We start from the raw sequence: 21,397 nt of genomic DNA, 5'->3' as shown, positions 1-21,397 counted from the left end.
GGGGAGTATGATGTTGTGGCAATGGATCAATGGGCTTGCGGTGTTAATAGTATCAGGCTATGCAATTACACTTTTTCTTCATGTGGTCTACTCTCGTTATCAATTTATCCGTCTTGGTAAACGGCCTGAGGAAGCGACAACGTGGAGAGAACGCTGGCATAACCTGCTGATCTATGTCTTTGGTCAGCGGAAGCTACTAAAAGATCGTAAAAGTGGCATAATGCATATTCTACTTTTTTATGGTTTTATTCTTGTACAGTTTGGTGCAATCGATCTAATTGTTAAGGGATTGAGTAAAGGGGTCCATCTTCCCTTTGGTTCTTTCTATCCTAGCTTCACATTGATGCAAGAGGTTGTCACGCTTCTAGTAATTCTAGCTATTAGCTATGCTTTCTATCGCCGCTATATCGAGAAGCTACCTCGCCTACAACGTGGGTGGAAGGCGGGAATCATCGTCGTTCTCATCTTTGTCTTAATGGTTACCGTCTTGCTCTCTGCAGCCCTTGAACAACTGTGGCTCCAAGAAGGAACCACACTGTATCAACCGGTGGCTTCTGCACTCGCCTCCCTCTTTGCATTTCTTTCTCCAGACTGGGCAGGTCTACTGTTCTACGTTGTTTGGTGGTTACACTTACTTACACTCCTTGGTTTACTTGTTTATATTCCACAATCGAAGCATATGCATTTATTAGCGGCCCCGATCAATGTATTACTGAAACGAAGAAATCAGAGTAAGCTGCGGTCATTGAGTTTTGAGGATGAGGAGGCAGAATACTTTGGTAATCGGCAGATTCAGGACTTTGATCAGAAGCAGCTCTTGGATCTCTATGCCTGTGTGGAATGTGGACGCTGTACCAATGTATGCCCAGCCAGTAATACGGGCAAAACCCTTTCACCTATGCATTTGATCATCAAAATGCGCAATCATTTGACGGAAACCGGGGCTACCCTCACAGGGCGTACCCCGTGGATGCCAGCCTTTGCCCTTCAGAATACCAGAGGGAACCAATTAGCCCATTTTGCAAGCATATCCACACAGGGAACAGAGCAGCTTGAAGAGAGTGCTGCAAGTGGTGAAGAGATAGCGCTCCCTAATTTGATCGGTGGTGTGATCACAGAAGAGGAGATCTGGGCATGTACCACATGCCGGAACTGTGAGGATCAGTGCCCCGTGATGAATGAGCATGTGGATAAGATCATCGACTTAAGACGTTACCTTGTAATGAGTGAAGGTAGTATGAGCTCAGAGGCATCACGAGCCCTTCAGAATATTGAACGACAGGGGAACCCATGGGGTCTCAGCAAGAAGGAACGGAGCGCTTGGACAGGAGAACTGGCAGGTATCCCTGTTCCAACTGTTCATGATGTGAAGGAATTTGAATATCTCTTTTTTGTAGGCTCCATGGGTTCCTATGATCTTCGTAGCAAAAAAATAGCCCAGACCCTGGTCCGCCTTCTGAACAAGGCAGGTGTGAGCTATGCCATTTTGGGTAATGAAGAGAAGAATTCTGGGGATACTGCACGTCGTTTAGGTAATGAATTCCTCTTCCAGCAGCTAGCAGAGGAGAATATTCAGCTCTTTCAGCAATATGATGTAAAGAAAATCATCACCATTGACCCTCACGCTTATAATCTGTTTAAGAATGAGTACCCTGATTTTGGCCTTGAAGGTGTGGAAATTTATCACCATACGCAAATCTTGGCCGATTTGCTGGCAAAGAAGAAGCTGAAGCCGATTCACCCTGTTAAAGAGCGGATTGTCTACCATGATTCCTGCTATCTGGGGCGCTACAATGATGAATATGAAGCACCCCGCGCAATTCTCCGGGCAATTCCTGGTGTCGAGCTGGTGGAGATGGAACGGAATCGCGAGAATGCCATGTGCTGTGGAGCAGGCGGTGGCATGATGTGGCAGGAGGAACGAGAGGGCACACGAGTCAATGTAGCACGAACACAGCAGGCTTTAGCCGTCTCACCAACGATGATTGGTAGTGCCTGTCCCTACTGTCTCACGATGCTCAGTGATGGGACGAAGCAGCAGGAGGTGGAGGAGCAGATTCAAACGTTGGATGTGGTAGAGATTTTAGCGAAATCCATCTTAGGCTCCGCAGAAAGTTAGAGTCCAGCAGAAAGTGATGTTTGAAGCTTCCCTGCCCCAAGACGAGGTGGCAGGGAACTTATGGCATGTCAAGTGATTGAGCGTTCGTTCAGATTTGAAAAAGATCAAAAGAAAGAATCCAAAAGGGAGCTGGAATGGATGAAAAGTGTGATTGTAAGTGCTGCTCGTACACCATTTGGGAAGCTAGGTGGTCAATTAAGTAGCTTAAGTGCCGTCCAACTGGGTGGGATCGTCATGGAGGAGGCCTTGCATCGTGCCCAATGGGATCCTATGCATCTTGATCAGGTATTAATGGGCATGGTACTCCAAGGTGGAGCGGGACAGATCCCTGCGCGACAGGCTGCTCGCCATGCAGGGGTCCCTTGGGAAGTCCCAGCGGATACGGTGAATAAAGTATGTGCATCAGGATTGCGGAGTGTGACCATGGCTGATCAGATCATTCGTTCCGGTGATGCAAAGATTATTCTGGCTGGAGGAATGGAAAGTATGAGTCAGGCCCCCTATGCGAGCAAGGGGATGCGTTGGGGGGAACGCATGGGCAATAGCCAATTCATCGATTTGATGGTACATGATGGACTCACCTGTCCATTTCAGGATGTCCATATGGCCATCTATGGTAGCCAAGCGGCTGAAAGGATGGAGATCAGTCGCGAGGAGCAGGATGAATGGGCATTGCGCTCGCACCAACGAGCCATTGCAGCCATGAAAGCAGGTAGATTAGCAGATGAGCTAGTTGAAGTAAAGGTATCCCAGAAAAAAGGGGCTGTCATGTTGGTAGGACAAGATGAAGGACCACGTGAGGATACCTCCATCGAGAAATTGTCAGCACTACAACCGCTCTTTTTGCGAGAGGGTACGGTAACAGCTGGAAATGCACCAGGTGTAAATGATGGGGCAGGTGCTATGCTCCTGATGGAGGAGCAATTTGCTAAAGAAACAGACCATACACCACTAGCCATCATTCATGGTCATGCCCAAGTGGGTACGGAGGCTGCGAATCTAGCAATGACGCCAGGTCTTGCCATTCAGAAGCTACTAGCACAGACCGGAATGGAATTGGCCCAGATCCATCTCTTTGAGGTGAATGAGGCCTTTGCTTCTGTTGTCTTAACAACGCAACGGATCATTGATTGGGATCCGGAACGGGTCAATGTGAATGGAGGAGCAATCGCTTTTGGTCATCCCATCGGCGCCAGCGGAACACGAATCCTCATGACATTGATCTACGAGCTGCGGCGGCGCGGTGGTGGTTATGGGATCGCTGCCATCTGCAGCGGTGCAGCCCAAGGGGATGCTATTTTAGTAGAGGTACCAGCTGATTAATACCTAGTCTGTATGCGAATCCATTGAAACGATCAATCTGATGAAGGAGATGGGATGATAATGGAGATGAAGGTAGAACGTATTTTGGTGGTTGGAGCAGGTCAGATGGGAAGCGGAATTGCTCAAGTGGCTGCCCAGGCAGGTTTTCAAGTCTATCTATATGATCAGATTCCTGCAGCATTAGAGCGTGGAGCAACTGGAATTGTAGAACGGCTAAACCGTAATGTGGTCAAAGGGAAAATGACGGAGGTAGAGAAAGATCAAACCCTTCAACAGCTTCAGGTCATCAATGAGCTAGCAGAAGGCGTCAATGTTGATATGGTGATTGAAGCAGTAGTAGAACGACTTGATGTAAAGCAAGCGCTCTTTCAGCAGTTGGATCAACTGCTTCCTGCTCATGCCATCTTGGCGAGTAATACATCATCCTTGCCCATTACCCAGCTTGCTGCGGTCACAGGACGGCCAGAACAAGTGGTAGGAATGCACTTTATGAACCCTGTACCTGTCATGCGACTTGTGGAAGTGATTCGCGGTTTAGCAACAGTGGATGCTACGGTGACCACCGTCTTACAGATGGCGGAGCGAATGGGGAAGGTAGCTGTGGAGGTCAATGATTACCCCGGATTTATCTCCAATCGTATCCTGATGCCCATGATTAATGAAGCCATTTATGCAGTCTATGAAGGGGTTAGCACGGTGGAGGCTGTGGATACCATCATGAAGCTAGGGATGAATCATCCCATGGGTCCGTTACAATTGGCTGACTTCATCGGGCTAGACACCTGCCTTTATATCATGGAGATCCTTCATGAAGGCTTTGGTGACAGTAAGTATCGCCCTTGCCCTCTCCTTCGTAATTATGTGGCTGCAGGCTGGCTTGGTCGCAAAACAGGCAGAGGATTTTATGTATATCAAGATGAGAACTGAAGTGAAGCAGATGGATGAATGGTGGTGATACAGGATGGAGTTGAATTGGAGCCAGGAACAAGCAATGATGCGATCCATGATTCGCCAGTTTGCCCATAAAGAGATTCAACCATTAATAGCGAAAATGGAAGACGAGGATTGGTTTCCTCGCCCACTTCTCAGTAAAATGGCTGAGCAAGGATTAATGGGAATCCCCATCCCTGAAGAGTGGGGCGGTGTAGGAGCAGATTTTATAAGCTATATCCTTGCCATCGAAGAGATCTCCTTCGTCAGTGCAACGGTGGGTGTCATCCTAGCTGTTCATACCTCCGTAGGGACCAATCCCATTCTTTATTTCGGGAATGATGAACAGAAGCAGCATTATCTCCCCAAGCTGACCAGTGGTGAGTATCTTGGAGCCTTTGCCCTTACTGAACCCCAAGCAGGTTCAGATGCTGCACGAATTGGCACGGCAGCGATGCGAAAGGGCGACCACTATGAACTGAATGGGAGTAAGGTTTTTATCACCAATGGTGGAGAGGCAGATACCTATATTGTTTTTGCCATGACCAATCCAGAACGCAAACACCATGGGATTTCGGCGTTCATTGTTGAAAAGGAATGGCCAGGTTTTATGATTGGAAAACAGGAGAAAAAATTAGGGCTTCACGGTTCTAGTACCACATCCCTCATCTTTGAAGGAGTAAAGGTACCGCTGGAAAATCGCCTTGGTGAAGAGGGAGAAGGCTTTAAGGTTGCCATGGCCAATCTGAATGTAGGGAGAATTGGGATTGCTGCCCAATCATTAGGAATTGCGAAAGCGGCATATCAAGCAGCGCGTGAATATGCCAAAGAACGTCAGCAGTTTGGCCATTCTATCAGCCGTTTGCAAGCGATTCAGTGGAAACTAGCAGAGATGGCTACCCGCATTGAAGCAGCCTCATTACTCACCTACAGGGCGGCTCAGCTCCAACAAGCGGGGCGTCCAGATATTATGGCTTCCTCCATGGCCAAGGCGTATGCCAGTGATACAGCCATGGCGGTTACCACAGAAGCAGTCCAAATCTTCGGTGGTTATGGCTTTAGTAAGGAATATCCCGTTGAGCGCTTCTTTCGTGACTCGAAGGTAACGCAAATCTATGAAGGAACCAATCAGATTCAGCGCCAGGTGATTGCCAAGCAGCTAATCATTGATTAAGGGTAAAAAAACCAGTTCTTATTAATAGAAAGCGAGGAGAAGAAGGGCATGGATTTTTCTTTATCAACAGAACATGAGATGATGCGTCGGATGGTACGAGAGTTTGCAGAGAATGAGGTAGCGCCTACTGCAGCGCAGCGTGACGAGGATGAAAGCTTCAGCCATGAGATTTTTCAACAGATGGCTGAGCTGGGTCTTACAGGGATCCCTTGGCCAGAGGAGTATGGTGGAGCAGGTGCAGACTTTTTAAGCTATGTGATCGCTGTTGAAGAGCTCTCCCGTGTAGATGCATCGGTTGGAGTTACGCTCTCTGCCCACCTTTCCCTAGCAAGCTGGCCGATCTTTCGCTTTGGCAGCGAGGAGCAGAAGCAACGATTTCTCCGCCCTCTCGCAGAAGGGAAGAAGATTGGTGCCTATGGACTGACGGAATCAGGGTCAGGCTCAGATGCAGCCAGTATGCGGACTACAGCCATTCGTCAGGGTGAGCATTATCGGTTGAATGGGTCGAAGATTTTCATCACCAATGCAGGAGTAGCTGATCTCTATGTGGTTTTTGCCCACACCGATCCAGCAGCAGGTCATAAAGGGATTACGGCGTTTATTGTTGAGAGTGGAACACCCGGATTTCGAATGGGTAAAAAGGAGCGGAAGTTGGGAATTCGCTCCTCCACGACGTACGAAATTATCTTCGAGGATTGTCTTGTGCCTGTGGAGCAACGACTAGGTGAAGAAGGAGAAGGCTTCCGAATCGCCATGATGACGCTTGATGGCGGAAGAAATGGCATCGCAGCTCAAGCTGTAGGAATTGGTCAAGGAGCCTTGGAGCAAGCATTAGCCTATGCGAAAGAACGAAAGCAATTTGGCAAGGCCATCGCAGATCAACAGGCCATCCAATTTATGCTGGCCGATATGGCAACGAAGGTAGAGGCAGCTCGTCTCCTTACGTATCAAGCAGCTTGGCTTGAAGACAAAGGGCTACCTTATGGTAAGGCCTCGGCCATGTCGAAGCTGTTTGCAGGGGATATGGCCATGGAGGTGACTACCAATGCAGTTCAAATCTTCGGTGGCTATGGCTATACCAAGGAGTATCCGGTAGAGCGATTCATGCGTGATGCGAAAATCACACAAATTTATGAAGGAACCAACGAGATTCAGCGGATGGTAATTGCCAAATATTTATTAAAGGAGTAGAACCATGGAGGATTTATTGGAAGCAATTCGTCGTGGCCATCCTCGTGCCATTGCTCGGGCCATCTCTCTCATTGAGAATGGTACAGAAGAAGGGACTATACTGATGCAGGGGCTCTATGGCATGAAGCACCGTTGTCGTGTCATTGGTGTGACAGGAACACCTGGTGCTGGTAAGAGCACCTTAATCGATCAGATGATTACCTATCTTCGTCAGCATGAGAAAAAGGTAGCTGTTCTCGCAGTGGATCCCTCCAGCCCATTTAGTAAAGGGGCATTATTAGGAGACCGTATCCGGATGCAGAAGCATGCCCTAGATACCAATGTCTTCATTCGTAGTGTAGGCTCTCGTGGTCATCGTGGAGGTCTATCGGTAGCGACCTATGAGGTGATTCAGGTTCTAGCAGCGGCTCAATATGATTGGGTGATTCTGGAGACGGTAGGTGTTGGGCAAGGCGAGTGGGATGTGATGCATGTGGTGGATAGTATTTTGCTTTTGTTAACACCAGGCGGAGGTGATCTAATCCAAGCATATAAGGCAGGTATTATGGAGATCGCCCACCTCTATGTGGTGAATAAAATAGATCTCCCTGGGGCTGATCAGCTGGTGCATGAATTAGAGGCAATGCTACATTCTGCAAGCCTACCTACGCCATGGTCACCGCCCATCATCAAGCTGAGCGCAGCTAGCGGGGAGGGGATCGGTCCCTTATTTCAGGCATTGGAAGAGCATCACCATTATCTTCAGGCCAGTGGTGAGCTAGCAAGCCGTGAAGTGACTCGGATTCGTGCCCACTTCATGCAACGGGTGGAGCAGGAACTCATCAAGTACCTGAATCAGGCGTTAGAACCAACGATCGATGAATATGTGAAGAGAATTGAGCAGGGCGAAGGTGATCCATATCAGCTGGCGCAACAGCTGATTGCCACAAGAATCGCACCCAATCTAGAGCAAACAAGGCGAGAAGAGCAGGTAGAGAAGCCAGCAAGGGGGGAATCAAAATGAAAAAAGAGATCCCTTCCATGGTAAAAGATTGGCAATTGATTAAGAAGCGGAGAGAGCAGTTAATCGAGGCAGCTGTCCAATTGATGATCGTGAAGGGATATCACGGAACCACAACAAGGGAGATTGCACGAGCAGCAGGGTTCAGCATCGGAACACTCTATGAATATATCGAGACGAAGGAGGATGTATTATACCTTGTCTGTGAGCATATTCATGCCGATGTGGAGGAGCAGCTGCAGGCGATTATCTCCGATATTCCTGCTGGGAAAGCGGGGCTTGAGCAGGCCATCCGTCAATTTATTACCATGATGGACCAAATGTCCGATCAGGTTTTACTCATCTACCAGGAATCCAAGGCACTCCCCAAGGAAATGCTTCGCTATGTCTTAGCCAAAGAGCTCTGTATCACAAAAATATTTGAAACATTCATACAACGGGTTGCAATGGAAGGGTCATTACCCATTACAGCAGAGACGATTCCACTGATGGCTCATAATATTGTGGTGCTGGGGCAGATGTGGGCGTTTCGCCGCTGGGCGCTCCGGAAGCAATATAGCCTTGAAAGCTATATTCAAGAACAGACTCATTTTTTAATCCGATCTATTTTGGTGCAGGAGGTGGATTAGTGTGCAAGTTCAACCCTATCAGCCCAGACATACAATTCGTTTCGTAACCGCTTCAGCACTCTTTGATGGTCATGATGCATCCATCAATATCATGCGGCGAATCCTTCAGGACTCTGGGGCTGAAGTGATTCACCTGGGTCATAACCGTTCTGTAGAGGAAATTGTAGAAGCAGCCATCGCAGAAGATGTCCAAGGGATTGCTGTGAGCTCCTATCAGGGTGGTCATGTAGAGTTTTTTCAATACTTGCATGACTTGCTTCAGCAGCATGGAGTAGGTCATATTAAGATTTTTGGTGGCGGTGGCGGTGTGATCATCCCAGAGGAGATCCGTCAATTAGAAGCGTACGGAATCTGTAAGATCTTTTCCCCTGAGGATGGTGCTGCATTAGGCTTACAAGGTATGATCAATTACATGTTAGAGCAGACGGATTTTCCAACAGTCACCGTGTTAGATGATCTCTTGGTTCATTGCAAGGAAGGGATCACCACAAGACGTGAGCTAGGTCAATTGATCACCTATGCAGAGCTAAAGCATGAGGAAGCAGGCTGGATGAAACAGGTGAAGGCAGTTCTACCACCAGCGGTAATCTCGCAAGGGGAGCAAGTGCCTGTCCTTGGTATTACCGGAACAGGAGGAGCAGGGAAGAGCTCCCTTACCGATGAGCTTGTACGGCGCTTCCTTCATGCCGATCATGAAAAACAGATCGCTGTCATCTCTGTTGATCCGAGCAAGCGGCGCTCAGGGGGGGCTCTCCTCGGTGATCGTATCCGAATGAATTCCATTCACCATTCGCACATCTATATGCGTAGCATGGCCACTCGTGATTCAGGTCATGAATTAAGTCACGCCTTACAGGAAGCGATTCAGCTTTGTAAATGGGCAGGCTATGATCTAATTATTCTAGAGACCAGTGGGATCGGGCAGGGGGATAGTCGTATCGTTGAGTACAGTGATGTTACACTCTATGTGATGACAGCAGAATATGGGGCACCCTCCCAGTTAGAAAAAATAGAAATGCTCGATGTTGCAGATATAATTGCCATCAATAAATTTGATCGTAAGGGAGCAGAGGATGCCTTACGCGATGTACGAAAACAGGTGCAACGAAATCGCAACTGGTTCCATTTAACGTGGGAAGAGTTACCCGTCTTCGCTACTATGGCCAGCCAATTCAATGATCAAGGAGTGAATCATCTTTTTGCTGCCTTGGCTGAGAAGCTCAAACAGCATGAGGGATTCACTTGGTCAACACCGATGGTGGAGGAAGAAGCGCCTGCGAATATGGAACATCCAGCTGTTAACACCATCATTCCACCTGAACGGGAAAACTATTTGCAGGAGATTGCCACCACAGTAAAGCAGTATCATGGACAGGTAGAGGAACAAGTGGCCATTGCTCGTCAACTCTATCAGGTAGATGGCGTATTAAAAGTGTTGGAGCAAGAAGCAAATTCAGAGAAAGCGAGCACTCAAGAGCACCTCGTGGCCATGAAGCAAGATCTATCAGCCCAACTATTACCTGAATGGCGTCAGCAGCTGGAGAGTTGGGATGATCTCCAATATCGTTATCATCAACCTACCATGGCTTTTCAAGTTCGCGATAAGGAGATTCAAGTTCCTCTCTATACAACCTCATTGGCAGGTCTACAGATTCCAAAAATCAGTCTTCCCCGGTATGAGGAATGGGGAGAACGGCTACGCTGGTTGCTACGAGAGAATGTACCAGGGGCATTTCCCTATACAGCAGGTGTCTTTCCCTTGAAGCGTCAAGAGGAAGAACCCACACGGCAATTTGCAGGAGAAGGGACACCGGAGCGGACCAATCGCCGTTTTCACTTTCTCTCTGCACAGCACAAGGCGAAGCGCTTAAGCACTGCCTTTGATAGCGTTACACTCTATGGCGAAGATCCGGATGAACGGCCAGACATCTACGGTAAGATTGGTGAGAGTGGTGTAAGCATCTGTACTTTGGATGATATGAAGAAGCTTTATGCTGGATTTGATCTATGTCATCCATCCACCTCCGTCTCCATGACCATCAACGGTCCAGCCCCTATCATTCTCGCCATGTTTCTCAATACCGCCATCGATCAGCAAGTTGAACGCTTCGAGAATGAAGTAGGTCGTAAGGTGAACCAAGAGGAATATGCTCGGATTAAGGCGGAGACACTTCAACGTGTAAGAGGGACAGTGCAAGCGGACATTCTCAAGGAGGATCAGGGGCAGAATACCTGTATCTTCTCTACACCCTTTGCTCTGAAGCTGATGGGGGATATTCAGGAATACTTTATTCAGCATCAGATGCGGAACTATTATTCAGTCAGTATCAGTGGCTATCATATTGCTGAAGCAGGAGCCAATCCCATTACGCAGTTGGCGTTTACCCTTGCCAATGGCTTTACCTACGTGGAGTATTATCTGAGTCGAGGTATGAAAATCGATGATTTTGCTCCTAACCTTTCCTTCTTCTTCTCCAATGGACTAGATCCGGAATACTCCGTGATTGGCCGCGTGGCAAGACGAATTTGGGCCATTGTCATGAAGTATAAGTACCAAGCCAATGAACGAAGCCAAAAACTAAAGTATCATATCCAAACCTCAGGGCGTAGCCTCCATGCTCAGGAGATGCAATTTAATGATATACGAACCACGTTACAAGCATTGCTAGCCATCTATGATCATTGTAACTCTCTGCATACGAATGCCTATGATGAAGCCATCACCACGCCAACAGAGGAATCGGTACGTCGAGCCATGGCTATTCAATTGATCATTCAACGGGAATTAGGCTTGGCTAATAATGAGAACCCTCTCCAAGGCTCATTTATTATTGAAGATTTAACCCAACTGGTGGAGGAGGCGGTTCTCCTGGAGTTTACACGCTTAAGCGCCCGTGGTGGTGTATTAGGGGCTATGGAGCGGCAATATCAGCGTAGTAAAATCCAAGATGAATCCATGCTCTATGAGATCAAGAAGCATAATGGTGAGCTACCCATCATCGGTGTGAACACCTTCCTTCCTACCGTTACGGAGAATGAAGAGAAACCCATCCCTCTTGCCCGTGCAAGTAAAGAAGAAAAGGTTCAGCAGATTACTAATCTTCGCCAATTTCAGGAGCTTCATCAGCAGGAAGCAAGAGTTGCCCTGGTTGAATTAAAAGCAGTCGCTTTACGAGGGGAAAATATCTTTTCTCAGCTGATGGAAACTGTGAAAGTGGCTAGTCTTGGGCAGATTACAGCTTCTTTATATGAAGTGGGTGGACAATATCGTAGAAATATGTAAGATAGGGAGAAGAAATAAGGTTTGACAAAGGAAATATTTTGGATAAAATAATGGTTACTTACATGCGGAGGAAGGATGAACAGAGTGAGCAAGATTGCAGAATTAAGTGAAGAGACAATTAGTGAGATGGCTATGATTGATCTAGCACATTTGATCTTGTCAGAAAGCAAGGAACCCATCTATTATCAAGATTTAATTGGCAAGGTGATGGAGCTTAAACAGGTTTCGCAGGAGGAAATAAATCAACAGCTAGCCCGCGTCTATACAGAGATGAATATTGATGCCCGCTTTGCATGTATAGGTGATAATGCTTGGGGCCTCCGTTCTTGGTATCCTGTTGATGCACTAGTGGATGCTGCCAATACAGGTGTCTCCTTTGATGATGAAGAGTTTGATGAATATGAGGATGAAGACTTCGATTCTGAAGACTTTGACGATGGCGATAAGGCTACCGATGAAGACGAGGAAGAAGAGGAAGACTTGGACGAAGAAGAAGAAGAAGATGAAGATCTAATTGCGGAAGATGAGGATGAAGAAATGCTAGCAGAGGATGACCTCGAATTCGAAGATGATGAGGAACTCCTTGATGTTGATGAAGATGAGGTTCTTGATGAAGAAGAGGAAGAGGAAGAGGAAGAAGAGGAAGACTAAAAGCCCTATTCGAAAAAAACACCTTGACGATCGAACCTCTCTTGTTTAGAATACTACATGGGCTCACAAAAAACGGTTTAGTAATTTTTGAACCGCTGTACGGAAAACCATTTAAAGACAAAGGTGCCCCCACCTTTTGGGGGACTTTTGTCTTTTTATTTTTTGATGATGTGTTGGATGACATTGAAATCATAGGCAGATGGGAACGCTAGATGAATAAGAACAAGAGTAACAACAGGAGCTAGAAAGTGAGGGGTATTGATGACTGCCAAGTATATCTTTGTAACAGGTGGTGTGGTTTCTTCATTAGGGAAAGGGATTACAGCTGCATCACTAGGACGTTTATTAAAGAATCGAGGTCTTCACGTAACGATTCAGAAATTAGATCCTTATATTAACGTAGACCCAGGAACGATGAGCCCATACCAACATGGAGAAGTCTTTGTCACAGATGACGGTGCTGAAACCGATCTGGACTTAGGCCACTATGAACGGTTCATCGACATTAATTTAAATCGTTACAGCAATGTAACCACAGGGAAAATCTATATGTCTGTTTTGGAAAAGGAACGTCGAGGAGATTACCTCGGTGCAACAGTTCAAGTTATCCCTCATATCACCAACGAGATCAAAGAACGGATTCTACAAGCAGGTAAAGACGATGATGTAGATGTGGTTATTACAGAGATCGGAGGAACGGTTGGGGATATTGAGAGTCTCCCATTCCTTGAAGCGATCCGGCAATTAAAGAAAGAGATTGGTCGAGACCATGTTCTCTATCTTCATGTGACATTGATTCCTTACCTCTCCGCAGCAGGGGAAATGAAGACGAAGCCGACGCAGCATAGTGTAAAGGAATTACGCAGCATTGGAATTCAACCAGATATTATCGTCTGTCGTACACAAAAGCCACTGCCACAAGATATGAAAGAGAAGATTGCCCTATTCTGTGATATTGATGTAAATGCAGTGATTGAAGCACGGGATTGCGAAGTGCTATATGAAGTACCATTAGAGCTACAGGAACAGCATTTAGATAATATTGTATTGGAACATCTTCATCTCCAATTTCCTGATGCAGATATGACAGCATGGAAAGCCCTTGTCGATAAGATGAAGAATCCTCATCACCAAGTAACAGTAGGATTAGTTGGAAAATACGTCTCCTTGCACGATGCGTATTTAAGTGTGGTTGAAGCGCTGAACCATGCGGGCTTTGCCAATGATAGTGAAGTGAAGGTTCGTTGGATTGATGCAGAAGAGGTAACCAGTAAAAATGTAGCTCAATTATTGGATGGTGTTGATGGAGTCCTAGTACCTGGTGGATTTGGTGACCGAGGGGTAGAAGGGAAGATTGTCGCAGCCCAATACGCCCGTGAGCATCGCATTCCCTACCTTGGAATCTGCTTAGGTATGCAAGTTGCAGCCATTGAATTTGGTCGAAATGTGGTTGGCTTGAAGGATGCCCACTCCTCAGAATTTGATCAAGCAACGAACAATCCAGTTATCGATCTTTTACCAGAGCAGAAGAGTATTGAAGAGATGGGTGGGACCATGCGTCTTGGTATCGATCCCTGCCAATTGCAAGCAGGTAGTAAAGCACATGAAGCCTACCAAGATGAGCTGGTTTATGAACGTCATCGTCATCGCTTTGAATTTAATAATCAATATCGTGAGACCTTCGAAGCACATGGTATGAAATTCTCTGGATTATCTCCAGATGGCCGCTTAGTTGAAGTGATTGAATTAACAGATCATCCTTGGTTTGTTGCCAGTCAGTTCCATCCAGAATTTAAATCTCGTCCTAATCGTCCCCATCCTTTATTTGACCATTTTATCGCAGCTACATTACGGGAACAAAAGCAGTGAGACGAATATAACTAAAAAACAGACATCAAATGGGAGGAAAGCATTTTTTCCTCCCATTTGTTTCATACTTTTTGACTATTTATGAAGAAGCTTCATCGACATGTGCAGGAAAAAATTAGATGATCTCGAATTTAATACTATATCGCCTATGTACTTCTATAAATTGTAAAAAAGAATAACAACTGTTTGTAATAATGGTAAATGCTAGAACAAAGTAAGAGTCATCTGTGAAAGGAGGATGGATTGGTGGACCAAACAATTTTAATTGTGGATGATCAATTTGGTATTCGGGCACTACTTTCAGAGCTATTTAACACAGAAGGCTATACGACACTCTCCGCTGCCAATGGCGTAGAGGCATTACAAATCATCGCACAACAGGTTCCAGATTTGGTGTTATTAGATATGAAGATTCCTGGCATGGATGGATTGGAGATATTACAAAGAATTAGAGAGGTACAGCCTGATCAAAAGGTCGTGATGATGACGGCCTATGGTGAGCTAAATATGATTGATAAGGCAGTCGAATTAGGCATTATCGGTCACTTTATCAAGCCATTTGACATTGAAGAGTTACGGAATAGTGTAAATAGTTGGCTATCAATGACCACAACAGCATAATGATAAGAATAGATGGATAATTTACTGGAAGGATGGAGATGAGAATGGTTGAAGCGATGATCCGGGTTCGCATGAGCGCACACGATGCTCATTACGCAGGGAATTTAGTCGATGGAGCTAGAGTATTAGGCCTATTTGGTGATGTGGCAACAGAGATTTTAATTCGTCATGATGGCGATGAAGGCCTCTTCCTAACCTATGAAGCAGTACAGTTTCATGCACCAGTACATGCTGGTGATTTTATCGAAGCCCATGGTGAATTAATAGATGTAGGGAACACCTCACGTAAAATCAAGTTTCGTGCCTATAAAGTGATCCAATCATCAGGAATCCATGATCATCCAAGCGCTGCGGAAGTTTTAGCGGAGCCCATCCTCGTTTGCTCAGCAACCGGTGTCTGCGTTGTTCCTAAAGAATTACAGCGCAAATCGAAGGGGGAATGAGGATGGAGAAGCTAATTATTACAGCCGCTGTTGTTGGAGCGGAAGTAATGAAGGAAGCTCAACCACGTATTCCTTATACACCGGAAGAGATTGCAGATGAGGTGCTGAAGGCCTATGAAGCAGGGGCTTCCATCGTGCATATTCATGCGCGATTTGACGATGGTCGACCTACACAAGATGCCAAGCGTTATCAAGAGATTATCAACCAAATCCGACAGCGCTGTGATATAATAATACAGGTATCCACTGGTGGTGCAGTAGGGATGTCGGCAGAAGAACGGCTACAGTCTCTAGAACCTGTTCCGGAGATGGGAACGCTCTCAGCAGGGAGCGTCAACTTTGGAGATGGTGTATTCTTCAATGACCCCATTATGATGGAGCAGTTTGCCAGGAGGATGAAGGAGCTCGGCATTCGCCCTGAATTTGAAATCTTCGAAGTGGGTATGATAGCAAATGCCCTACGTCTTGTGGATGCCGGATTGGTCACGGGACATCTTCACTTCGATTTCGTCATGGGTGTTCCAGGCGGGATGCCAGCACAGCTTCCACTCTTGATACATATGATAGATCAGTTGCCACCGGGAGCTACCTGGAGTGTAGCAGGAATCGGTCGGTATGAACTACCGATGGCCACCCATGCTATCCTATTGGGTGGGCATGTTCGTGTTGGCTTTGAAGATAATATTTATTATCGTCGAGGAGAACTGGCTGAGAGTAATGCTCAATTGGTTGCTCGTATTGTACGGATCGCCGAAGAACTAGGGCGACCTATAGCCACTCCTGCAGAAGCGAGGAAAATGTTAGGTATTGTTTCACCATCATAAATGAAGAAGGAAGACTAGGAGGCGATGGAAATGGCATTGGTGCCATTGACAGCATTTTCACAAAAAGCAAAAGCAGAAAAATTTGCAGTTGGTCAATTCAACATTAATAACATGGAATTTATTCAAGGTATTATCGCAGCAGCAGAAGAGTTGAATTCGCCCCTCATCTTTGGCGTAAGTGAAGGTGCTATTCGCTACATGGGTATCGATTTTGTTGTGGCCATGTCTGAAGTGGCCTCACGTCAGGTTAAGGTGCCTATGGCCCTCCATTTGGATCATGGCAGTAGCTTTGACATTGTGATGAAATGTATCCGTGCAGGCTTCTCATCTGTGATGTTTGATGGTTCTCACCATCCCTTTGAAGAGAATATTCGCTTAACCAAGCAAGTGGTGGAAGCAGCTCATGCTGCAGGCGTATCCGTGGAAGGTGAGCTAGGCTCCATTGCAGGGGTTGAAGATGACCTCTCCGTGGATGAAAAGGATGCAATGCTCGCTAATCCTAAGCAGGCCATTCAGTTCTGGCAGGAAACACAAGTGGATATGCTGGCATTAGCAGTAGGAACAGCCCATGGCATGTATAAAGGCGAACCTCACATTCATTTCGATGTGATCCAAGAGGTTGCAGCGAACATTGATGTTCCCGTCGTTCTCCATGGTGGTTCTGGTGTACCTGATGAATCCATCCGTAAAGCTATCCAAACAGGCGTAGGTAAAATCAATGTAGATACAGAGAATCGTCTTGCCTTTACCAAAGCGGTACGTGAAACGCTAGCTGCCAAACCAGCAGAGTATGATGCTCGAAAATATCTTGGACCTGCTCGCGACGCTGTAAAAGAAGTTGTGATGCAGAAGATGAAACTGTTTGGTAGTGTGGGTAAAGCATAAGGTGGAATGATTTGGAGGAAATCGCATGAAATTTTTTATTGATACAGCCAATACCGATGAGATCCGCCAAGCCAATGATTGGGGGATTCTAGCTGGTGTAACAACCAACCCTTCCCTTGTGGCGAAAGAGGGACGAGACTTTCATGAGGTGATCAAGGAGATTACCTCCATCGTAGATGGCCCTATTAGTGCAGAAGTAATCAGCTTAGATGCTGAGGGGATGATCAAAGAGGGCGAGGTTCTGGCTGCCATTCATCCAAACGTGGTGATCAAGGTACCGATGACTGCAGAAGGATTAAAAGCAGTGAAACGCTTCTCCCAACAGGGAATTGCCACCAATGTGACCTTGGTCTTCTCCGCCAATCAAGCGTTGCTCGCAGCGCGAGCAGGTGCTACGTATGTTTCACCATTCGTAGGACGTTTAGATGATATCGGACATAATGGGATTCTTCTTATCGAGGAGATCGTCCAAATTTTTGACCTACACCAGATTAACACCGAGGTGATTGCTGCAAGCATCCGTCATCCACAGCATGTAACTGCTGCAGCACAAGCGGGAGCCCATATTGCTACTGTACCTTATAAGGTACTGCAACAGATGCTCCATCATCCCCTTACTGATGCAGGGATTGAACGCTTTTTAGCGGACTGGCAAAAGGCCCGTTCTAAATGAGGAAGATGATATAGCCATAGGAGATCTGAGAAATACCTTGGACGACGCGTTCAAGGTATTTTTACGTGGTCTAAAAGATGGGTGAACTAACCTATCATAAAAGCTATTCTACCTACAAAATGGACAAAATTGGCGTTCTTCAGTAGTGGTATACTGTTGCCACAAGCGATTCTTTAGGCCTAGGAGAGGATGTTTATATGAAATGGACAGTAGGTAGAAAGCTGATCATATTGACCGCAACCATGCTACTGTTGATGGCAGCGCTATCTGTAATTGAATATGTAGGACTAAGTCAAACGAACGATGATTACACAGAATTGGTTGAAGCTCAAATGGAGATGGCCTCACTGCTTGATGATCTTGATCATGAGGCGACGACATTGCGTTTAGAGGTGTATTACTACTTACTTACTGGGGATGAAGCAGAACTACAAGTGTATGATTCCATCAAACAGGAATATGCAAGACTGATGGATATCTTAAAAGAAGCAAGCACAAGTACTCAGGGAGTAGAATTATATAATCAGCTTAATGAGCTTGGTGAGAAATACATGCAGGGAGCAGAAGAGGCATTTCAGTTATATAAATCTGGAGCTTCCATTGACCAACCACTGCTGGAGGTTGGAAAGTATGGAACCGAATGGACGGCTATCTTTGCCGAATTAAAGAGCGTTCAAAATGAACAGATTGTTGCCTATAATCAGGAGGTAGCAGCCAGTGCGGAGAGTACGAAAAGGCTAATTCCTATCATTAGTGGATTAGCGCTCATCATTGGCGGATTAGTCTCCTTCTGGCTAGGACGTAACTTAACTACGCCATTACACTGGTTGAATCAATCAGTTAAGCAGATGGCAGATGGTGATTTAACAGGTGATCTTGTTGCAAGCAAACGAACCGATGAGATTGGTGATTTGACCAACTCTTTTATGCAGATGAGAAAGAAGCTACATACAGTGATTAATGAAACCGCTCATAGCTCCCAAGAGCTGATGAATGCATCCAATAATTTAGACATGAGCTCCGAACAAGCGGCAAAGGCTACCAATCATATTGCAGAGGCGATGCAAACTGTTGCAGAAGCCTCACAGCAGATCGCTCAAATTGGTGAAGAGACAGCACGTGGAATGGAGGAAGCAGCACAGGGTACGCAAAAGATTGCTGAAGCAACTACCGGTGTTTCTGAATTTGCTGGGAGGGTTAGTCAGGAAGCAACAGCAGGAAGAAGTGACCTGTCACAAGCTGTTGAACAGGTTCGACAGATCAGTATCGATACACATCATACTTCGGAACTGGTCACTCGTTTAGGTGATCGCTCCCAAGAGATCGGACAGATCGTCAAGGTGATCCAAGAGATTACAGCACAAACCAATTTGCTTGCCTTGAATGCAGCCATTGAAGCAGCACGTGCTGGGGAGAATGGTCGTGGCTTCGCGGTGGTAGCAGACGAAGTACGAAAACTAGCAGAACAATCGAAGCAATCAGCGGAGGAGATTGCCAAGTTGATTCAAACGATGCAACAGGATACAGCAGAAGCCATTCATGGTATGGAATCAGGGGTTGTTAATGTAGATCGTGGCGCAGCAATTATTGAAAAGGCAGAGCAATCCTTTGCCACGATTTTTACCTCCATTAATCAGATGGTTCAGCAGATTGAAGAGATCTCCGCAGCAACCGAGGAGGTTTCAGCAGCAGCGGAAGAGGTTACAGCTTCTGTGAATGAGATGGCTTCCAATGCAAAGTCCGCTTCTGGTCAAGTGCAACAGGTAGCCGCTGCCACGGAAGAACAGCTCGCCTCCATGGAGGAATTGGAAAGAGCAACGAGCAATCTAAGCAAAATGGCAGTACGATTAGAGAAAGAAGCATCCTACTTTCAAATCTAACTTGATTAAGATGGGGCCCTAGATTATTTCTAGGGTCTTTTTGTATGCACTTTACCATTTCTTGATGGAAGCTTTAAGAAAAATTAACCATCCTCCACTCGAAGTATTTTAGGCTGAAAGTACTAAGAGAAAAGGGGGAGGATAGAACATGATAAACAGCGTTAGGAATAAGATGCTCGTCAGCTTCTTCGCCATCCTAATTCTCATGGGTGGCTCTGCCCTTTATAATTATTGGAAATTAGAAGAGATCGATCAGAGCTATGATCGTTTATTCCATGAACAGGTAGAAAAACAACGGATCATTGAGGCGCTAGCAAAGAATGTGAACACACAGCGTCTCTCTGTTTTTGCCTATATTGTCTTAGGAGATGAGCAGTTATATGAGAATTTAGAACCACTTCATCAGCAGTATCAAGAATTAGAGAAGCAATATTTAGGTGTAACTAGCTCTTCTCAGGAAGCGGAAGGTCTTCAAAATCTAAATGTGATATACACAGCATACCGTGAAGTAATTTCTGATGCCTTAATTGCCAAGAAGGCCAATCAAAATTACTTAACGCTACTTCGTTCAGAAGGCGCGAGGATAGACACAGACTTTCAGAAAGAAGTAGATCAACTGAGGGAAATTCAGATGGAGCAAGTGGATAAGCAGTTAGAAAAAACCAGACAAATGGTGTTGAATGCTCGTACCTTCATTGCGATTATTTCCACTCTAATCACCATGGTTGCAATTAGCCTTTCCATTCTAATGGCCAACCATCTCTCGCGTCCGATTCGCCAATTGAAAAAAGCGACGCAGGAGATGGCTACTGGAAACCTGACTGATGTCAAACTGGTAGAAGGTAACCGTGATGAGATTGGTGATTTGGCAAGATCATTCCAGGATATGAAAGAGAAACTTAGAAAGCTTGTGAAGCATATGCAAGAACAGATCGAAGAGGTTTTTGCCTTTTCACAAGAGGTGACTTCCACCACTCAGCAAGTGCGCAATGCAGCACAGCAGATTGTCGAACGTGTTGAAGAGGTGGCACACAATGCAAGGCAAGCGGAGAATTATAGTCAAGAAAGTCTAAGTGGCATGGAAGGGGTAGAACGAGATCTACATGCCGCGGTTAGTTCAACCAAAGCGATCGTAGTGATGGCACGGACTCTTCATACTTCTACTGTACAAGGGCAGGAAGAGATCGACCATGCCATGAAGCAGATGACCCGTGCAGGTTCTACGATGCAAGATTCTTCCCAATACGTGAGTCATTTAGAAGAACGAGCAGCACAGATCGGCGAGATTGTAAATGTGATCAGCCAAATTTCCTCACAAACCAATTTACTTGCCTTGAATGCAACTATTGAGGCTGCAAGGGCAGGGGAGCATGGTCGTGGTTTTGCAGTGGTGGCTCAGGAAGTGCGAACATTAGCTGAAGGAACACAACGTGCAACAGAAGAGATCAGTCAGCTTATCACTGTTACGCAGGAGGATATGCAAGCGGCTAGTGTGGGTATGAATCGTGGTCTTTCGGAGGTCATGCAAGGAGAGAGGATTCTTCACCAGGCTACGGATGTATTAATGAGCATCTATGCAGGAATTCAAAATATAGTACAGCAAATTGAAGAGATTGCTAGTACGATTAGTGGCGTTGCAGACGTAACAACAGATGTGAAGTATACCATTGCAGAGACAGCGAGGCAATCTGTAGAATCCTCCCTTCATATGGAGGAGGTAACCAGCTTTGTACAGGAACAGCTAGCAGTAATGGAGGAGATCGCCCAATCAACAACTGCCTTGAATCATCTAATTAAAGAGACAGAAGAGATCATACATCACTTCCGGATCGATTGATAAAATTAGTGAGAACATTCCTTTATCTCCATATGGCAGGCTCCATATACAAGTGGTACAATAGT

At 46.0% G+C, this 21,397-nt stretch carries 17 protein-coding genes; all 17 read left to right on the top strand.

Annotated features, from left to right (window positions below):
- Window positions 1-7 precede the first annotated feature (7 nt).
- The 17 genes from BN1691_RS07235 (at window position 8) to BN1691_RS07150 (ending at window position 21,332) form a co-directional block, all read left to right on the top strand.
- Window positions 8-2,119 carry a (Fe-S)-binding protein gene (locus BN1691_RS07235; protein WP_048601535.1) on the top strand — a complete coding sequence of 704 codons (2,112 nt, stop codon included), beginning with the start codon at window positions 8-10 and terminating at the stop codon, window positions 2,117-2,119.
- Window positions 2,120-2,257: 138 nt separating this feature from the next.
- Window positions 2,258-3,442 (top strand): acetyl-CoA C-acetyltransferase, encoded by a 1,185-nt coding sequence (locus BN1691_RS07230; protein WP_048601696.1) that lies wholly within the window; start codon window positions 2,258-2,260, stop codon window positions 3,440-3,442.
- Window positions 3,443-3,508: 66 nt separating this feature from the next.
- Window positions 3,509-4,369, top strand: a complete 861-nt coding sequence (locus tag BN1691_RS07225) for a 3-hydroxybutyryl-CoA dehydrogenase (protein WP_048601695.1) — start codon at window positions 3,509-3,511, stop codon at window positions 4,367-4,369.
- Window positions 4,370-4,403: 34 nt separating this feature from the next.
- Window positions 4,404-5,546, top strand: coding sequence for an acyl-CoA dehydrogenase (locus BN1691_RS07220; protein ID WP_048601534.1), 1,143 nt, complete (start codon window positions 4,404-4,406; stop codon window positions 5,544-5,546).
- A gap of 48 nt (window positions 5,547-5,594) precedes the next feature.
- The gene (locus BN1691_RS07215) at window positions 5,595-6,737 is read left to right on the top strand and encodes an acyl-CoA dehydrogenase (protein WP_048601533.1); all 1,143 of its coding nucleotides are present in this window, start codon (window positions 5,595-5,597) and stop codon (window positions 6,735-6,737) included.
- Window positions 6,738-6,741: 4 nt separating this feature from the next.
- A complete protein-coding gene (gene meaB / locus BN1691_RS07210; RefSeq protein ID WP_053083722.1) occupies window positions 6,742-7,740 on the top strand; it encodes a methylmalonyl Co-A mutase-associated GTPase MeaB in 999 nt (332 codons plus the stop codon).
- The gene (locus BN1691_RS07205; RefSeq protein WP_048601532.1) at window positions 7,737-8,366 is read left to right on the top strand and encodes a TetR/AcrR family transcriptional regulator; all 630 of its coding nucleotides are present in this window, start codon (window positions 7,737-7,739) and stop codon (window positions 8,364-8,366) included. Before meaB ends, BN1691_RS07205 begins: the two co-directional genes overlap by 4 nt.
- 1 nt (window position 8,367) lies before the next feature.
- Entirely contained in the window at window positions 8,368-11,649 is a 3,282-nt protein-coding gene (gene icmF, locus BN1691_RS07200; protein ID WP_048601531.1) for a fused isobutyryl-CoA mutase/GTPase IcmF, read from the top strand.
- Window positions 11,650-11,733: 84 nt separating this feature from the next.
- Entirely contained in the window at window positions 11,734-12,300 is a 567-nt protein-coding gene (gene rpoE, locus BN1691_RS07195; RefSeq protein WP_048601530.1) for a DNA-directed RNA polymerase subunit delta, read from the top strand.
- A gap of 261 nt (window positions 12,301-12,561) precedes the next feature.
- Window positions 12,562-14,169 (top strand): CTP synthase, encoded by a 1,608-nt coding sequence (locus BN1691_RS07185; RefSeq protein ID WP_048601528.1) that lies wholly within the window; start codon window positions 12,562-12,564, stop codon window positions 14,167-14,169.
- A gap of 246 nt (window positions 14,170-14,415) precedes the next feature.
- Entirely contained in the window at window positions 14,416-14,790 is a 375-nt protein-coding gene (locus BN1691_RS07180) for a response regulator (protein ID WP_048601527.1), read from the top strand.
- Window positions 14,791-14,828: 38 nt separating this feature from the next.
- Window positions 14,829-15,233, top strand: a complete 405-nt coding sequence (gene kal / locus BN1691_RS07175) for a 3-aminobutyryl-CoA ammonia lyase (protein WP_076850133.1) — start codon at window positions 14,829-14,831, stop codon at window positions 15,231-15,233.
- 2 nt (window positions 15,234-15,235) lie between these two features.
- Entirely contained in the window at window positions 15,236-16,057 is an 822-nt protein-coding gene (kce, locus tag BN1691_RS07170) for a 3-keto-5-aminohexanoate cleavage enzyme (RefSeq protein WP_048601525.1), read from the top strand.
- A 30-nt stretch (window positions 16,058-16,087) separates the two neighbouring features.
- Window positions 16,088-16,942, top strand: a complete 855-nt coding sequence (gene fba / locus BN1691_RS07165; RefSeq protein WP_048601524.1) for a class II fructose-1,6-bisphosphate aldolase — start codon at window positions 16,088-16,090, stop codon at window positions 16,940-16,942.
- 25 nt (window positions 16,943-16,967) lie between these two features.
- On the top strand, window positions 16,968-17,615 hold the full coding sequence (gene fsa / locus BN1691_RS07160) for a fructose-6-phosphate aldolase (protein WP_048601523.1): 648 nt from the start codon (window positions 16,968-16,970) through the stop codon (window positions 17,613-17,615).
- 197 nt (window positions 17,616-17,812) lie between these two features.
- Window positions 17,813-19,495 carry a methyl-accepting chemotaxis protein gene (locus BN1691_RS07155; protein WP_048601522.1) on the top strand — a complete coding sequence of 561 codons (1,683 nt, stop codon included), beginning with the start codon at window positions 17,813-17,815 and terminating at the stop codon, window positions 19,493-19,495.
- 148 nt (window positions 19,496-19,643) lie between these two features.
- Window positions 19,644-21,332 carry a methyl-accepting chemotaxis protein gene (locus BN1691_RS07150; RefSeq protein ID WP_082147058.1) on the top strand — a complete coding sequence of 563 codons (1,689 nt, stop codon included), beginning with the start codon at window positions 19,644-19,646 and terminating at the stop codon, window positions 21,330-21,332.
- Window positions 21,333-21,397: the final 65 nt, after the last annotated feature.

The sequence above is a fragment of the Rubeoparvulum massiliense genome, from assembly GCF_001049895.1.
Taxonomy (GTDB): Bacteria; Bacillota; Bacilli; order Rubeoparvulales; family Rubeoparvulaceae; genus Rubeoparvulum; species Rubeoparvulum massiliense.
Note: the sequence above shows the minus strand (reverse complement) of the source record. Positions and strands in the feature narration are given on the sequence as shown.

What these genes read in the sequence shown, in the direction of transcription:
- BN1691_RS07235 (WP_048601535.1), top strand. Translation starts at nt 8, where the DNA reads ATGATGTTGTGGCAATGGATCAATGGGCTTGCGGTGTTAATAGTATCA.
- BN1691_RS07230 (WP_048601696.1), top strand. Translation starts at nt 2,258, where the DNA reads ATGAAAAGTGTGATTGTAAGTGCTGCTCGTACACCATTTGGGAAGCTA.
- BN1691_RS07225 (WP_048601695.1), top strand. Translation starts at nt 3,509, where the DNA reads ATGAAGGTAGAACGTATTTTGGTGGTTGGAGCAGGTCAGATGGGAAGC.
- BN1691_RS07220 (WP_048601534.1), top strand. Translation starts at nt 4,404, where the DNA reads ATGGAGTTGAATTGGAGCCAGGAACAAGCAATGATGCGATCCATGATT.
- BN1691_RS07215 (WP_048601533.1), top strand. Translation starts at nt 5,595, where the DNA reads ATGGATTTTTCTTTATCAACAGAACATGAGATGATGCGTCGGATGGTA.
- meaB (WP_053083722.1), top strand. Translation starts at nt 6,742, where the DNA reads ATGGAGGATTTATTGGAAGCAATTCGTCGTGGCCATCCTCGTGCCATT.
- BN1691_RS07205 (WP_048601532.1), top strand. Translation starts at nt 7,737, where the DNA reads ATGAAAAAAGAGATCCCTTCCATGGTAAAAGATTGGCAATTGATTAAG.
- BN1691_RS07185 (WP_048601528.1), top strand. Translation starts at nt 12,562, where the DNA reads ATGACTGCCAAGTATATCTTTGTAACAGGTGGTGTGGTTTCTTCATTA.
- kal (WP_076850133.1), top strand. Translation starts at nt 14,829, where the DNA reads ATGAGAATGGTTGAAGCGATGATCCGGGTTCGCATGAGCGCACACGAT.
- kce (WP_048601525.1), top strand. Translation starts at nt 15,236, where the DNA reads ATGGAGAAGCTAATTATTACAGCCGCTGTTGTTGGAGCGGAAGTAATG.
- fba (WP_048601524.1), top strand. Translation starts at nt 16,088, where the DNA reads ATGGCATTGGTGCCATTGACAGCATTTTCACAAAAAGCAAAAGCAGAA.
- fsa (WP_048601523.1), top strand. Translation starts at nt 16,968, where the DNA reads ATGAAATTTTTTATTGATACAGCCAATACCGATGAGATCCGCCAAGCC.
- BN1691_RS07155 (WP_048601522.1), top strand. Translation starts at nt 17,813, where the DNA reads ATGAAATGGACAGTAGGTAGAAAGCTGATCATATTGACCGCAACCATG.
- BN1691_RS07150 (WP_082147058.1), top strand. Translation starts at nt 19,644, where the DNA reads ATGATAAACAGCGTTAGGAATAAGATGCTCGTCAGCTTCTTCGCCATC.